The organism is Chryseobacterium sp. GW821-FHT04C04, from assembly GCF_059420365.1.
Genome location: NZ_JBWKTO010000006.1, coordinates 268782 through 283328, shown reverse-complemented (window position 1 = coordinate 283328; position 14547 = coordinate 268782). Strand labels below are relative to the sequence as shown.

At 35.9% G+C, this 14547-nt stretch carries 14 protein-coding genes and 14 tRNA genes; 25 read left to right on the top strand and 3 right to left on the bottom strand.

Annotated elements, in window-relative coordinates:
- The first annotated feature begins 12 nt into the window (after positions 1–12).
- From AC07UM_RS20880 to AC07UM_RS20770, 23 genes are all read left to right on the top strand, one after another.
- Positions 13–141 (top strand): hypothetical protein, encoded by a 129-nt coding sequence (locus AC07UM_RS20880; RefSeq protein WP_047428305.1) that lies wholly within the window; start codon positions 13–15, stop codon positions 139–141.
- Positions 142–716: 575 nt separating this feature from the next.
- A tRNA-His gene (locus AC07UM_RS20875) sits at positions 717–784 on the top strand.
- Between the two features lie 8 nt (positions 785–792).
- A tRNA-Ile gene (locus tag AC07UM_RS20870) sits at positions 793–866 on the top strand.
- 75 nt (positions 867–941) lie between these two features.
- Positions 942–1018: transfer RNA gene (locus tag AC07UM_RS20865), tRNA-Lys, on the top strand.
- A gap of 3 nt (positions 1019–1021) precedes the next feature.
- Positions 1022–1095: transfer RNA gene (locus AC07UM_RS20860), tRNA-Arg, on the top strand.
- Between the two features lie 68 nt (positions 1096–1163).
- A tRNA-Pro gene (locus AC07UM_RS20855) sits at positions 1164–1235 on the top strand.
- Between the two features lie 6 nt (positions 1236–1241).
- A tRNA-Glu gene (locus AC07UM_RS20850) sits at positions 1242–1313 on the top strand.
- Between the two features lie 5 nt (positions 1314–1318).
- Positions 1319–1392 (top strand) — tRNA-Ile (locus tag AC07UM_RS20845).
- A gap of 4 nt (positions 1393–1396) precedes the next feature.
- A tRNA-Asn gene (locus AC07UM_RS20840) sits at positions 1397–1470 on the top strand.
- A 483-nt stretch (positions 1471–1953) separates the two neighbouring features.
- Positions 1954–2037, top strand: a tRNA-Tyr gene (locus AC07UM_RS20835).
- An 81-nt stretch (positions 2038–2118) separates the two neighbouring features.
- Positions 2119–2190 (top strand) — tRNA-Glu (locus tag AC07UM_RS20830).
- 520 nt (positions 2191–2710) lie between these two features.
- Positions 2711–2786 (top strand) — tRNA-Leu (locus tag AC07UM_RS20825).
- Between the two features lie 38 nt (positions 2787–2824).
- Positions 2825–2897, top strand: a tRNA-Phe gene (locus AC07UM_RS20820).
- A gap of 97 nt (positions 2898–2994) precedes the next feature.
- Positions 2995–3066 (top strand) — tRNA-Gln (locus tag AC07UM_RS20815).
- Positions 3067–3074: 8 nt separating this feature from the next.
- Positions 3075–3145: transfer RNA gene (locus tag AC07UM_RS20810), tRNA-Trp, on the top strand.
- A 78-nt stretch (positions 3146–3223) separates the two neighbouring features.
- A complete protein-coding gene (locus AC07UM_RS20805; RefSeq protein WP_103232785.1) occupies positions 3224–3709 on the top strand; it encodes a ribonuclease H-like YkuK family protein in 486 nt (161 codons plus the stop codon).
- 39 nt (positions 3710–3748) lie between these two features.
- Positions 3749–4120 (top strand): cyclic-phosphate processing receiver domain-containing protein, encoded by a 372-nt coding sequence (locus AC07UM_RS20800; RefSeq protein ID WP_494684477.1) that lies wholly within the window; start codon positions 3749–3751, stop codon positions 4118–4120.
- A complete protein-coding gene (locus tag AC07UM_RS20795) occupies positions 4120–4683 on the top strand; it encodes a DinB family protein (protein ID WP_494684476.1) in 564 nt (187 codons plus the stop codon). Before AC07UM_RS20800 ends, AC07UM_RS20795 begins: the two co-directional genes overlap by 1 nt.
- A 6-nt stretch (positions 4684–4689) precedes the next feature.
- Positions 4690–5706, top strand: a complete 1017-nt coding sequence (locus AC07UM_RS20790; RefSeq protein WP_494684475.1) for an RNA ligase, Rnl2 family — start codon at positions 4690–4692, stop codon at positions 5704–5706.
- Positions 5707–5879: 173 nt separating this feature from the next.
- The gene (locus AC07UM_RS20785; protein ID WP_494684474.1) at positions 5880–6824 is read left to right on the top strand and encodes an MBL fold metallo-hydrolase; all 945 of its coding nucleotides are present in this window, start codon (positions 5880–5882) and stop codon (positions 6822–6824) included.
- 191 nt (positions 6825–7015) lie between these two features.
- Positions 7016–7579 carry a metallophosphoesterase family protein gene (locus AC07UM_RS20780; RefSeq protein WP_494684473.1) on the top strand — a complete coding sequence of 188 codons (564 nt, stop codon included), beginning with the start codon at positions 7016–7018 and terminating at the stop codon, positions 7577–7579.
- Positions 7580–7685: 106 nt separating this feature from the next.
- Entirely contained in the window at positions 7686–8228 is a 543-nt protein-coding gene (locus tag AC07UM_RS20775; RefSeq protein ID WP_494684472.1) for a 3'-5' exonuclease, read from the top strand.
- Positions 8229–8334: 106 nt separating this feature from the next.
- Positions 8335–8886: a 3'-5' exonuclease gene (locus AC07UM_RS20770; protein ID WP_494684471.1), complete on the top strand. Its 552-nt coding sequence runs from the start codon at positions 8335–8337 to the stop codon at positions 8884–8886.
- 65 nt (positions 8887–8951) lie between these two features.
- Here AC07UM_RS20770 and AC07UM_RS20765 read toward each other — a convergent pair whose 3' ends face one another.
- The 3 genes from AC07UM_RS20765 to AC07UM_RS20755 are packed head-to-tail and all read right to left on the bottom strand — an operon-like array spanning position 8952 to position 10613.
- The gene (locus AC07UM_RS20765) at positions 8952–9839 is read right to left on the bottom strand and encodes an alpha/beta fold hydrolase (RefSeq protein WP_494684470.1); all 888 of its coding nucleotides are present in this window, start codon (positions 9837–9839) and stop codon (positions 8952–8954) included.
- A gap of 2 nt (positions 9840–9841) precedes the next feature.
- Entirely contained in the window at positions 9842–10180 is a 339-nt protein-coding gene (locus AC07UM_RS20760) for a GIY-YIG nuclease family protein (protein ID WP_494684469.1), read from the bottom strand.
- 7 nt (positions 10181–10187) lie between these two features.
- Complete coding sequence (locus AC07UM_RS20755) at positions 10188–10613, bottom strand: MarR family winged helix-turn-helix transcriptional regulator (protein ID WP_494684468.1); 426 nt, start codon at positions 10611–10613, stop codon at positions 10188–10190.
- Positions 10614–10971: 358 nt separating this feature from the next.
- On the opposite strand from AC07UM_RS20755, the gene AC07UM_RS20750 reads away from it, so the two are divergent.
- The gene (locus AC07UM_RS20750; protein WP_494684467.1) at positions 10972–11844 is read left to right on the top strand and encodes a DUF7825 domain-containing protein; all 873 of its coding nucleotides are present in this window, start codon (positions 10972–10974) and stop codon (positions 11842–11844) included.
- 6 nt (positions 11845–11850) lie between these two features.
- Entirely contained in the window at positions 11851–14547 is a 2697-nt protein-coding gene (locus AC07UM_RS20745) for a DUF6493 family protein (RefSeq protein ID WP_494684466.1), read from the top strand.

Below are 14547 nucleotides of genomic sequence, written 5' to 3'. Positions count from 1 at the left end.
CCCCAGAAAATTATGACAATACAAAGAGCACATATCAATGCAGAACTATTCGAAAGTCCTTCTAATAAAGGGTTATTCGGGTATGATGAGGTGATATGGAATGAGGCGAAATGTGCTGACTTTGGAAATTATTTACTATAAACTTGTAAAAAATTAATCAAAATACAACAGAAACGTCTCGAAAAATCGAGGCGTTTTTTGTTTTTTAGGTCAGAAATTATTTAGAATGAAAAAAAATAACTATAAACATGAAAATTTTTTAATTAACAATGAAACTTTAATACGATAAAATAGAGTGATAAGCAACCCAATGAGAGACAGTCATTTAGGTAATTAAGATATCTGCAGAATATTGCGGGCAGAAATTCCCTACTCTAAAATTAATGCGCAATCAATTGATTATCAATTATTTAATTTTAAAATTTATTTGCGGATTCCAAAAATTCATATTTACTTTGCAACCGAAAATTGAAAGCAACAGGTTTTCAGGATTCAATTAAAAATAATTTAGAAACAAACAAAAATAAAATGAAACAGTTACACAACATATTCAATCAGTATTCAAGACTATTCGGACAGGAGCCGACAGGAGTTCTGTGTATTCTTGATAGTGAAATTGTGGATGAAAGGTGCTTATATACGTGGGTCAGCTAATGATCTTTTACGTTGAAATATATGAAGCGCCTCCCGAAAAGAGGCGCTTTTTTTATGGTTTCTTTAGCTTATTTGGTAAAGCGCCGGTCTGTGGAACCGGAGAACAGGGTTCGATCCCCGGAGATACCCAAAATATAAAATCTCATAGCTCAAGTGGTTAGAGCATCGACCTGATACGTCGAAGGTTGAAGGTTCGATTCCTTCTGGGATTACAAAAATGTGAATTGTGAAATTAAAAATTGACAAGCGAAGCGAAATTGATTATTGACGATTCTCAAAATTAAAACAATCTCATAGCTCAAATGGTTAGAGCACCGGTCTTTTAAACCGGGAGTTGAAAGTTCAAATCTTTCTGGGATTACCAAACGGTTCCGTGGCTCAACTGGATAGAGCATGGGTTTTCTAAACCCAGGGTTAGAGGTTCGAATCCTCTCGGAATCACAAAAAGGTTCATGGAAAATTTCCAATCCGGCTGTCTCCCGGAAAAGAAACCGAAGTGAACCCCAAAGCTGGAAAGATAACGGTGGTTGTTTACCCGTCTTGGACGCGGGAGGTCGCAAGTTCAAATCTTGCTTTCCAGACAATTTGTTCCATTAGCATAGTGGTAAGTGCATTCGGCTTTCTACCGGACGACAAGGGTTCGATCCCCTTATGGAATACAAATGATTTCGTAGCTCAAGTGGTTAGAGTATCGGTCTGATACACCGAAGGTTGAAGGTTCGAGTCCTTCCGGAATTACAATGATTTTGTAGCTCAATTGGTTAGAGCACCGGTCTGTTAAACCGGAAGTTGAAAGTTCGAGTCTTTCCAAAATCGAAGGTAACTAATTGTTAATTGTTTCAGGAGAAAAAGTAAAAGTTTGTCAAGAGCAGAAGATCTTTACACCAAACACAAAAGTACAGACAAGCTTTTTCTGATCTCTCCAAAGAACAGTTATAATGAAGAATATCATTTATAAAATTTTAGGTAAAAATAAAGTTTGCCAAGCGCAGAAGTTCTTACATCAAATAAAATCAGAGCAAACTTTATTTTTTATAAATCTGATGGTTCGCCGAAGTGGAAGAGTCGGGGCGTTCTGCAAAACCGTTGTGTAAACTGAGTGGGTTTGAATCCCATAACCATCTCAATAAAAGAGTGATGAGATGCAATCACTCTTATGAAATATCCTTTATTAATAAAAGAAAAAGGCTGTCGAGCGCAGAAGATCTTTAGTCAAACATTCAATATAGACAGGCCTTTTCTTTTTAAAATGAAAATGAGAAATTATTGATTAACCATTGTTAATTACTCATGAAATCCGGAAGTACGCCGAAGTTGGAGAGTCGGGGCAGACTGTAAATCTGTTGCTTCATAGCTGAGTAGGTTCGAATCCTACTACTTCCACCCAACCACTGATAATGTAATGGCAGCATGCAGGAAATGTACTCTTGTTGTTCAGGTTCGATTCCTGGTCAGTGGATTAAAGCTCTATTCGTCTAACGGTGAGGACGCCTGCCTTTCGAGCAGAAAATAAGGGTTCGATTCCCTTATAGAGTACTGGATGTGAATGACTGGTCAATATAGAATTAATATAATACCATGAAAGTTCAGATTTTTTTTTAAAAAATTGGCCAGTTACCATTCACACAAAAAGAAGAAAAGAAAAAAGGACTGTCAAGAGCAGAAGATCTTTAATCAATAAAAACAGAGACAGCCTTTTACTTTTTTAAAACAAAATACAATTAGGAAATGAGAAAGGTTTGTCAAGCGCAGAAGATCTTTACAAACACTAACAGGCATAGTTTTATCAATAGACAGAGCTTTCTCAAACCTAGATATAATATGAGTAATGAGTAAGGAATAATGAGTAATAACCATAGATTTTCATATTACTAATTACCGATTACTCATTACTAATAAATTACACCTCTCTATTCCAATGGGCAGAGAAAACGGCTTTAAACCCCGTAAAGTCCCAGTTCGAGTCTGGGGAGAGGTACAGAATATGAGTAATAAGCAATGGATGATGAGTAATTAAACAGCATAAAAAAATTACTCATTACTCATAAAAAAACCTGCGGGAATGGTGGAATGGTAGACACTCTTGATTTAGGATCAAGCTTTTGGGGGTTCGAATCCCTCTTCCCGTACCAACTAATGAATGATAATTGATTAATGATCAATTATAATCGGAAGAGTGGTGTAGAAGGTCTGCACGTTAGTCTGAAAAACTAAAGGTACAGGTTCAATTCCTGTCTGTTCCGCAAAAATATGAATGATAAGCAATGAGGAATCATTGATACCTGACTAGTTTCTTGCATTACTCATTATCAATTACTTATTACGCATAAATTTAAACCTTGATTCATAGTGTAATAGGCAGCACACAAGATTTTGATTCTTGTAGTTTAGGTTCGAGTCCTAATGGATTAACAGCATTTACTCTGATCGTGTAATGGCAGCATCTCAGTCTCCAAAACTGATGGTATTGGTTCGAGTCCGGTTCGGAGTGCAAAAAATAGAAATTAACGATTCGTTATCGTTTATTAATTATCAATAATCATTTATAAATTTAAAACATGTAGAAAAAATGGAAACGCAACAACAAACATGGCAGAATATGAACGGGAAAATTTTCCAACACTCTATCACACAGCTGGTAGAAGAAGCCATCATTCGCGAACAGGCAGACGGACACCGTCTGAAAGTATGTGTGGGATCAGACTCTCATGTATATGGAGATGCCATCAATTATGCTACGGCGGTGGTATTTATTCGTGAAGGAAAAGGAGCGTTTACCTTTATCAGAAAAGAAAGAGCAATACAGAGTATCAGTATCAAGGAGCGAATGCTGAATGAAGTCAACAAATCCGTTGAAATTGCGTACGCTATCTGTTCTGTGCTGGATACTTATGGGGTGGAAATGGAGGTACACGCAGACATTAATACCGACCCGGATTTTAAATCCAATGTAGCATTAAAAGATGCAATGGGATACATTCTGGGAATGGGATATGTGTTTAAAGCAAAACCTTTTGCCTTCGCAAGTTCCAATTGTGCTGATATGATGGTGTAATAAAGCTGGAAGCTTAAAGAATGTATAAAAAGTTAAATCATGGAAAAGACAAAAAGATTATTATTTCTGGATGATATAAGATATCCTATTGAAGCCTATCATTATACCAAACAGGATATATTCCTTAGAAGTGACTGGCATATCGTTCGGAATCACGAACAGTTTGTCAACAGGATTTTGGAAAAAGGACTTCCGGAAATGATTTCTTTCGACCATGACCTTGCAGATGCACATTATTTGAAACAGTATTCTCAGGAATATGTTGAAAAGACAGGATACGACTGCGCCAAATGGCTGATAGAATATTGCATGGACAATTATTTAGACCTTCCACAATTCTATTGTCACTCTATGAATCCGGTAGGAAAGGAGAATATCTTAAGCCTGCTGCAAAACTTTAAAAAATTGTAATGGACATTTTTAGATATATTCAGGATATAAAAACACATCTGAAATTCACCTTTGATGAGGTGGACGGATGGTTCAAAAAAGATAAAGAAACGTTGAATGGTCAGCCTTCAAACGGAGGCTGGACAGTTCAACAGATTTTAGAGCATATTTATCTTACGAATTTTTATCTGCTGATCCTTATTGAAAAAGGCTCCAAGAAAGCAATGAAGAATTCTTTGAATCTTGATCTGGAATCTGAAATGAAAAACTACAGTTTTAACAAAGAAAACTTTGACAAAGTAGGTGAGTATGCTGCTTTTGAATGGATAAGGCCAGAACATATGGAGCCGAAAGGAGAATTAAGCTTGGATGAAATAAGAAGCTTGATTACTCAGCAATATCTTCAGTGTTTGCAATACTTAGAGGTGATGAAAAATGGGGAAGGTCTATTGTATAAAACGACAATGACGGTGAATGAGCTGGGAAAAATCAATGTATATGAATATATTTATTTTCTTTCCCTTCATGCCCAAAGGCACATTACCCAGATGAAGAAAAATGAATCAGAAATGATTAAAAACTAAAACAAAATGATTTTCAAAACATATAACGCTATAGAAAATGCTTACCAGACCCGCGTGATCAAACAGATCAGGATGCAGGGTTTTGGGGATGAGGTTTTCATTGTACAGGAAAAAGTTCACGGAGCTAATTTCTCTTTCTTTACCGATGGAAAGGAAATTAAAATCGCGAAGAGAACTGCTTTCATCGAAAAAGATGAGAAATTTTTCAATGCCCATCAGATGTTGGAACGCTACAGAAAAAATGTAATAGAAGTGTTTCAAAAAGTGAAAACCATCTATCCGGATGTTGAAACGGTGGTAATCTACGGTGAATTGTTCGGTGGCGGCTACAAACATAATGAAGTGGAACCGGTAAAAGATGCTGTGAAGGTACAGAAAGGTATTGAATATACCCCTCACAACGAATTTTACGCTTTCGATATTAAACTGAATGGGATTACCTATTTGGATACAGAAGTTGTCAATCAGATTTTTCAGGAGACAGGATTTTTCTATGCTAAAATCTTGTTCCAGGGAACTTTGGAAGAAGCTTTGAGATTCCCCAATGTTTTCAATTCAAAAATTCCGGCTTGGCTGGGACTTCCTGAACTGGAAGATAATATGTGTGAAGGTACCATTGTAAAAACCTTGAAAACCCAATACTTTGGAAACGGTGCAAGAATCATTCTGAAAAATAAGAATGAAAAATGGGTCGAAAAATCCAAAATGGTTAGAAAAGAAGGTAAAACTGTTCAGAAACAGATCCATTTCAGTGAAAAAGCTCAGGAAATCTGGGCAGAAATACAAAAATATGCTACTGCCAACAGATTGAATAACGTGGTAAGCAAAATTGGCGAATTCGAACCTAAAATCATAGGTAAGGTTATTGGCCTTTTTTCACAGGATATTTTAGAGGATTTCCAAAAAGACTTCCCGGCAGCTTTCACTACTATTGAAAAAGAAGAGCAGAAAAGGATCAACAAAAAGTTGAATTCTTTAGTCATTGATTTTATAAAAGAAGAGTTGATGACCCTTAAAGTATAGTTTCGGTAATTTTTTACCGAAACTTTTTTATGTATAAAAACGCAGCCATTACTGTCAGAAAAATAGAAAACACTTAGAAATATTACTAATGAAAGTGTGAGAATTCCCATCCTTTGGAGGGGGGCGAAAATTCAAAGAATTTTTGACGGGGTGGTTTAAAAAAAGAAAAAGCAATGTTACAAGCAGAAATAAAAAGTCTTTTAAAAGAAGACATCAGTATATTGATCAAAGTTCCCAACTCAGGAAAGCACTATTTGTGTGATTGTGGTGAAGCAAGTTTATTGACGGTAAAAGAAGTACAGTCTATATCAGCAATATTCATCAGTCATACCCATATTGATCACTTTTCAAATTTCGATGGAATTTTCAGGCATCAGATCGGAAGCGGAGAAAAAGTAGTAATCTGTGGGCCAAAACATATTCATCAACAGGTTGAGGCAAGGTTAAAATCTTACACCTGGAATCTGATTGCTGAAAACGCAATTGAGTATGAAATTCGGGAGATTGTTTCAAAAGAAGAAATTAATGTCTACATCCTTCGCCCGCCACACTGGAACCCTGAATTGATCAGCACACAGGATTTACTGTTTGAAGATGAATACATCAATGTTGATTTTGCCATTCTTGATCACAAAACAGATTCTATTGCTTATCTGTTTAAAGAAAAAGATTCGGTCACCTTTAATGAAGAAGCTTCCAGCTTTAAAAAAGGAAAATGGATCAGTGAGATGAAGACCGCTTTTGAAAATAATGATGTTGATAAAGAAATCGAAATTGAGAAAACCATGTACAAAGCAGCTGATTTGTTTCATCTGTTGACCCGCAATGCAGGGTATAAGCTTGGTGTTATCATGGATCATGCAGTAGACGAAAACAATTACAAACAAATAAGAAACGTGTTTGGAGAAGCTGATCTGGTATATATCGAAACATTTTATAAAGATACAGACCAGGAATTTGCAAAGATCAATTATCACAGTTTCGCTTCTGCATCAGGAAAAATCATGAATGAATGCCAGGTAAAAGAGGCAATACCGATTCACTTTTCAAGAAGATATACGGAGAGCGATCAGGAAGAAATCGAAACCGCTTTTTATCAAGCATTTCGCAAGAATTAATTTAAAATATTTATTAAACAAAACTATAGTATTCACAGTATAATAATCTATGCAGTTGTCATTCTGACGAAGGAAGAATCTATTTAAAGTACTAGGGATTCTTCATTCCACTTCTGAACTGCGTTCGCAGACCTTTAGTCTGTATTCAGAATGACATTGAGAATGTTATAATTTAAAAAACAATTAAAAAAATGAAACCCAATATATTTTTTACAGCAGACCATCATTTTGGTCACGAAAATATTATAAAATTTTCCGAAAGACCCTTTGAATCACTGGACCATATGAATGAAGAACTCATTAAAAGGTGGAACGAGAAAATTCAACCCGGTGATACAGTCTATCATTTAGGAGATATGAGTCTGGGGAAACCGGATTTTACGAAAGAAATTTTAGACAGGTTAAATGGAAACATCCATCTTATCAAAGGTAACCATGAAGGAGCGGCTTTAACTTATCCCAAGCGGTTTGCTTCCATCAGAGATTATCACGAACTGAAAATTGAGGAACCGGACCAAAGTAACGGAAAACAGAAAATCATTCTTTTCCACTACGCCATGCGTACCTGGAATGGCTCGCACCGCGGTGTATGGCAGTTATACGGACACTCACACGGAACATTGCCGGATGATGAGATGGCTCTGAGTTTTGACGTTGGGGTAGACTGCCACAATTTTTATCCGGTTTCCTACGAGGAAGTCAAAGAATTGATGAAGAGGAAAAAATGGACGCCTCCATTTGCTCCCAGAAATTAATTGCTGGTAAAAAGTAGTGACTTGGTATAAGAAAAAGATATTTATTGAGTATTCAACTGCCTTTATCATACATTTTACTTTTTACAAAGTACATTTTACAATAACAATGAAAACAACCAATGAGATCATCATCATCGATCTGGAAGCTACGTGCTGGGAAAACGACAGAATTCCCATCGGGCAGAAAGTCGATATTATAGAAATAGGAATTTGCAAATTAAATGTAACATCAAAAGCAATTTCCCAAAAACAAAGCATTTATGTCATTCCTGAACGTTCAGATATCAACAGATTCTGCACACAACTGACAGGAATTACTCCAAAGCTGATAGCAGAAAAAGGAATCTACTTCGAAGAAGCCTGTGAAATAATCAGAAATGAATACCATTCCAAACCTCTTACATGGGCCGGATACGGAAACTTCGATGGAGAGCAGATCATAGAACAGTGTGATTGGCTTGGTATAACCAATCCTTTTTCAGAAAACTACATGAATGTGATGTACGAATTTAAAAGACATTTCAAATTACATAAACAAATAGGCCTTAAAAGAGCCTTGAGTCATCTGAATATGGATTTTGAAGGTACTCACCACAGCGGAGCAGACGATGCTTACAATACAGCCAGAATTTTAACTAAGATTCTGTAAATAGTAATGAGGACGGAAGACAGAAGCTGGAGGCTGGAAGTAAATTAGACACTGTGAAAACTTCCCGCATCCCTCTTCCTCCCTTTAACAATTAAGTTTTAAACAAGTGAAAACAACAGAAAATATATTAATAGTAGACCTGGAAGCGACATGTTGGGATAGCCGACCGCCAAGAGGTCAGGAAAGCGAGATCATCGAGATCGGTGTATGCATTATGAATGTAAAAACCGGTAAGATCTCTAAAAATGAAGGGATTTTAGTAAAACCCCAGTATTCAAAAGTAAGTCCGTTCTGTACAGAATTGACTACTATTACCCAAAATATGCTGGATCATGAAGGCATTATGCTGGATGATGCTTTCGATATCCTGAGAGCAGAATATGATTCGGAAGAACTGACTTGGGCAAGTTATGGAAACTACGATCTGAATATGCTTCAGAATCAGGCAAGAAGATTCTACACAGATTATCCAATGAGTGATGACCACATTAATGTGAAGACATTATTTGGTGAAATTCATCCTACAATCAGGAAAAGTGTCGGGATGAACAGGGCTTTGGGTGAATTAGGCTTTACCCTGGAAGGAACACACCATAGAGGAGTGGATGATGCCAAAAACATTGCAAAAATCCTGCATTGGTGTCTGAAAAATTATTAAGTAATCTGAAATAAGAACAGGTCATTTTAAAAATGGAGACTGTCTCAAAAATGAGGCAGTCTGTTTTATTTTGTTAAATCAGATATCTTGTCACTGATAAAATCATAAAGTTCCACAGGAATAGAGTGTCCCATTCCTTCAATAAGAAGCCATTCAGCACCGGGAATAGAATCCGCAATATCTTTTCCACAATCAGGATGAAAGATCAGATCGTCTGTTCCATGAATGATTAAAGTTGTTGCAGTTATTTTCTTCAATACTTCGGGATTATATTGAAAAGAACCCATCGCTAGAAGCTGCCGGATAATTCCGTTTTTGGTTTTGGAACGTGTAAGCTCCTCTTCAAGCAAAACCTTTTCCTGATTCGAATCAAAAACATATCCAGAACCCGATATTTTCTTTGCAAAACGTATCTTTTCCCTCAAATACTTTTCTTTATGAAGAACAGGATCAGCAGACACCTGTGTCATCATCGCCATCACTTCCGGATCAGGCTTGGGAAGGGAAGGATTCATAGATGTTGACATGATGATCGTCAATGATAAAACTCTTTCAGGATAATAGGAACCTAAAAGCTGTGCAATAATTCCTCCCATGGAACGTCCCGCAATATGAGCTTTTTCAATATTTAAATGATTAAGAAGACCAATAACATCATTCGCCATATCCATTAAAGAATAAGGAATCCCTTCTTTACTGAGCATCGCAAAAATCTCTTCAATGCTTTTATCAGAAGGTATTTCCCTTTTTGCATTGAAAACAGAACGCCCGGAATCTCTGTTATCAAAACGAATCACTCTGAACCCTTTTTCAACCAGAAGCTCACAGAATGAAATATCCCAACGAATCATCTGACTTCCTAATCCAGGAATTAATACAATGTTTTTTTGATGACCTTCTCCAAAAATTTCGTAGCATAGATCAACCTCTTTCATTCGGAAAACTTTCTTCATGATCAATAAAATTCTATTTTTCTTTCTGATATTACCGTCTGTTCAGCCTTCTGTATCTCCTGGCGATAGTTGATATATTCATTGTTCTGATCCGGAACAATCATGGCAAACTCAAAAGTAAAAAAATCACTTCCTGTTTCTGTCCATTCCTTCTGCAATTGTGGATGACTGAATAATCCGCTATTTAAAAGAAACTTTATCTTATTCACCAATGCTTCCAGATTTAAAGAAGCCTGGATATATTGTTTTCCGTTTAATGTATTGGTAATCGCAAGAACTCCCATCGTTGTTTTGTGGTCTTTTGCTTTTTCCCTTAGCTGTTTCTTTAATGCATTTTTCATGTTTTCATTATTGTATATTTCCTCCTAAATCAAATAAAATCTCGTTGATTATTTTTAAAGATTTACTCTTTTTAGAAGAAAGAATTTCTTTCGTAATATGTTCGGCACTTAGCTTAGCCTCTTCAAATATCTTTTTGCCGTTAGGTGTGATGACCACATAGCTCACACGGGCATCCCTTTCATTGGTTTCTCTTGCCACCAGTCCGATTTTTTCCAGTGGACTCAATAATCGGGTTACTCCCGATGCTGTAATGCCTATTTTTTCAGCAAGATCTATTCTTCGCATCCTATTCTCAGAGGAAGAATTGAGAACGTAAAGAATGACAAAGTCATTGAATCCCAGTCCATGAACACTTAGAGAATCAAATTTTCTGGCGATTACAGACTGTAGTTTATTGATGTTTATTAAAAATAATAATTCTGTGCTTATCATTGAAAAGTATTTGAGTTGTCAAGTATTTTTATTTTGCAAATATATAAAATTTAGAGAATTACAATCCTATTTAATTATTTTAAAAAAAATTAACGTATCTGTATAGTCATTTAATAGTCTTAGATAGTATTACAATTTCTTAAATTAAGACACCGAATTGTGTGTAAATATTGAAGTATAGGGCTTCTATCCACTTTTTTGTCAATATATCTTTAAACAGGGAATTGTTTTTGTGGTACTAAAGGTTTTGATAGTGGTTGTTTCATTAACTTAATATTTTGTTAAAAAATTCACTTTAATGGGATAATTTACTGTCTGTCAGTCATTTTTTTTTATTTTAGCTGATAAGAATGAATTTATGCTTATTGATGAAGATTTTAAGACAAAATATTTAAACTGTAAAACAAAGGAAGCTGTTCCTTTTCTTAAAAAGCTTACACCAAAAGATAAAAAAGAAGTTGTTGCTCTTTTAAAAAAACAAACTAATAAAAAAGGGGGCTGCGATACAATCTCTGTGTGGGCTGCTTTGGTTGGCTGCAAAGCGGGAAATGAGTACAAAAGACGATGGTCCGGATATTATTCAATACCGGCTGATGTTGTCGGCCCAATACTTGAAACCTACATTCCGGTATGGATAGTGAAGTTTGGAAACCATAAAGACGTTCCTGAAAATACTTATTTTCTAGACTATTTATTCAATTCTTATGAAGGTGTTTATCATGATAACCTGATCCGGATTTTATATAGAGCACCGTATTTTTCAGACCTTGTTTTTGCAAAAAAGCATAAAAATATAATATTTAATTCTGATTATCAATATTATATAGAATATATAGCTGTTTGGATGAAAAAGAATATACCTTTGCCATCGGCACATTATTTATTTCTGTTTTCAACACTGTTTAATAAATACAAAACCCTCTGTGGTACGGCTTTTGAAGTCATAATAAGCAAGGTAGTTTCCTGTGATTTTAAGATACAAAATCAGGAAGCAATAAGCGATAAAAAGATCAGTTTTCAATGGATGCCTGTAAAGAGATATACAGATAGTCTTTGGAATCTTATCAATTTGATTGTCAGTAATAACCCTGATTTCAAAAAGATGCTGATGCCCATTCTATCAGCTGTTGAGAAGTCGGTTTTTAATCTTAAAAAACTTCTGGAGCCCGATAATGGACTGCTTATAGAATGGAAAAAAGAAAATAACCTGAAAACTATATTATCAAATTAAAAGCACATGAAAGAAAGACTTTATGAGATCCTTAATGAGGAAAAAATACATGAGATTATCCCCTTCCTAAAAGAGCTTAGCACTGAAGAAAGGAAAATACTGGTACCGTCTATAAAGAAAATGGACCGTGAGATCAGTAAGATTGTAATGACTAAAAATTCCTACCATACGGCAGGATCTGTGAATCAGCATTCAATTATAGATATCGCTTCATTTGTTTGTATGGATAAAAAGAATTTCGGTAAAAACTACTGGAGTCTTTTCCGTAATGCAGAACAAACAGAACAGATACTGGAGTGGGGATGCCCGGAATGGTTTTCAGAATTTATCAATGAATCTGTAGAAGCAGAATTTACTGCCTTTAATTATAAAGATATTCTGGGATGGACGGAAAAAGGATATGTAGAACCTAAACCGGAATTGCTGGGGCATCACCTAAGTAATTATCCGGCTGACCTGGACGATCATCCTGAAACCCTTAATACTCACTTTTGGTATTTATGTGAATACCCTTCCAAATCTTTACCCTTCCGTAAAGAGTGGTTTCCTATCGTTCAAAAGCTGATTGCAGATAAAAAAATTGAAAGAAAAAGATTTTTAAGAGAATGCCTTCTGGCTTCCAACAGAAACTTTAATAAAAATGTTACAGGATGGTTTATGGACGCATTCACAGCATTAAAACCAAGTGACGGAGAGCTTTCTGAATTACAGGATGAATTGCTTGCAGGATTATCTTCCTCACAATCAAAAGCGGTAAATACCATATTATCACATTTGAAGAAAATAGTGGGGAGTCCTGATTTTAAGAATGATGAATTTTCACATTATCTTCCGAATCTGCTGAGTTCAGAAGTGAAAACAGTGGTTGTTTCCAGTTTGGTTCTTACAGAAAGAATATTTCAGCGAAAGAAAATGGATCCTGAAATGTTGGGAATGGCTTTAAGTACAGCATTTGTAAGTAAAGATGATGGTATACAATCAAAAACAGCAAAGATTATCCTCAAATATATTCCGGCTTCTGAAAATATGATGGAGGCGCTGTCCCATTATTCAGATAATATACTGACTAATGTACGTCCTCTTTTGGCAAAATATATAGAAGAGAGACAACAAGAGCTGGAAGCAATAGATTCAGAGAAATTGTCTCTGACAGCAGAAGAAAATGCAGTGCAGATACTTCAAAATTTTGAAGATCTGATGTTTTATCTTCCTTTGGCAATGGATGATCCCTATAGCTATCATTGTGATATTGCTTTGACAGGATTTATCCAGTTTGCCGGTGATGTAGATGCCGAATCTGTGAAATTGATAGAGCCTGTATTTTTAAAAGCCTGTAAAACCATTGCGAAATGGGAAGTTCCCTATCTGAATGTTTTATTATGCAACGCTATTATCAATTACGGTTTGAGCTTACTGGAAAAATATCCGATTCAGCTTAAGAATCTGGAGAAAATATACCAGAAAACAGAAGAAGAGGAAGCAGGAAGAGAATCCTATTCAAATTATCAGAAAAAATTAGGTCCGATAGAAGAAGTTGGGGTAGATTGCCCTGCCAGACAGGCATTCAAAGAACTTGCCGTCTATGCTTTCCAAAAAATAGCATCAGGAGATAAGACTCCTTTGTTATTTCCAATCACCCATGCTCCGTGCTGGGTTTCTCCTGTCACTCTGGTAGAGAGATTGGAGAATTATCAGAATAATAATATTGAACCCCATCACCTGGATATTCAGCTGGCACTCCAGCGTTGTGCTTTAGACGATACCTCAAAGGCTATAGCGGAAGTTGAAAAAAGATTAAAAGGTGAATACAAGGAATTATTACTTTTCTTCTTTGGCAAAAATGCTAAACCAGAAGGGAAATTTGAACACCCTTCATGGTGGATGACAGCCGGAATTACCCGTTCACCGGAAACTGTTTTTGAAGAATTCAGAAGTTTTGGATATGATGATATTCCTGTGGAATTCTTTTCAGGTGCCTACAAGTGGAAAACCACTGACAGTAAAAAAAACTCATATTACCCTGTAGAACTGAATATTACCATTCCAAAATATCATCTTGAAAAAAGAAAAGAACCTTTGTTCATGGAATATTTTGTTGCGGAGCAGAAAGAGCTTTCAGAAATTCCCGCACTGATGCTTTGCTTTCCAAATACACCTGCAAATGCTCTGGCGAAAGTCATTAAATACTGCCTTTTCTATTCCGGAATTGCTGAGGTCTATGAAAGAAGTCTGGTTTTGAATACCGCAAATGCACTTTATAAGATCAAAAAGCCTTTGGATGAAATAGGATATCTCTTCTTAGGAACTATTTTCCTGGACAGTGATAAAACCATCCGTGGTACGGCTGCAGAAATGTGGCTGGAACATGTTTCTTATCATATGATGGACAATGCGTGGTTAGGAAGAGTGATCGGCCTGCACGAAAAATTAGAATGGGCACCGGTAAAAAGATTTACAGACCTTATACAACATCATATGCTGAATGTCAGCAAAAATCATAATATTGCCCTTGAAGAATTGATCTCCAATATATTACTTCAAATGGATACCCCCGTTACCAACCTGAAGAAAATTCTGGAAATTTATCATGAAGTACTGGCTTTGAATCAGTCAGAAGCTCATAGAGAGGTCAAGGAAAAATTACACAACTGGAAAGAAAACTCGAGTCTGAAAAAAATCTGCAATCTTCTTCTCAAAAAATAA

Coding starts and splice junctions, on each gene's coding strand:
- AC07UM_RS20805 (WP_103232785.1), top strand. CDS start 3,224: ATGGAAACGCAACAACAAACATGGCAGAATATGAACGGGAAAATTTTC.
- AC07UM_RS20750 (WP_494684467.1), top strand. CDS start 10,972: ATGCTTATTGATGAAGATTTTAAGACAAAATATTTAAACTGTAAAACA.
- AC07UM_RS20800 (WP_494684477.1), top strand. CDS start 3,749: ATGGAAAAGACAAAAAGATTATTATTTCTGGATGATATAAGATATCCT.
- AC07UM_RS20785 (WP_494684474.1), top strand. CDS start 5,880: ATGTTACAAGCAGAAATAAAAAGTCTTTTAAAAGAAGACATCAGTATA.
- AC07UM_RS20755 (WP_494684468.1), bottom strand. CDS start 10,613: ATGATAAGCACAGAATTATTATTTTTAATAAACATCAATAAACTACAG.
- AC07UM_RS20880 (WP_047428305.1), top strand. CDS start 13: ATGACAATACAAAGAGCACATATCAATGCAGAACTATTCGAAAGTCCT.
- AC07UM_RS20775 (WP_494684472.1), top strand. CDS start 7,686: ATGAAAACAACCAATGAGATCATCATCATCGATCTGGAAGCTACGTGC.
- AC07UM_RS20780 (WP_494684473.1), top strand. CDS start 7,016: ATGAAACCCAATATATTTTTTACAGCAGACCATCATTTTGGTCACGAA.
- AC07UM_RS20790 (WP_494684475.1), top strand. CDS start 4,690: ATGATTTTCAAAACATATAACGCTATAGAAAATGCTTACCAGACCCGC.
- AC07UM_RS20765 (WP_494684470.1), bottom strand. CDS start 9,839: ATGAAGAAAGTTTTCCGAATGAAAGAGGTTGATCTATGCTACGAAATT.
- AC07UM_RS20760 (WP_494684469.1), bottom strand. CDS start 10,180: ATGAAAAATGCATTAAAGAAACAGCTAAGGGAAAAAGCAAAAGACCAC.
- AC07UM_RS20745 (WP_494684466.1), top strand. CDS start 11,851: ATGAAAGAAAGACTTTATGAGATCCTTAATGAGGAAAAAATACATGAG.
- AC07UM_RS20795 (WP_494684476.1), top strand. CDS start 4,120: ATGGACATTTTTAGATATATTCAGGATATAAAAACACATCTGAAATTC.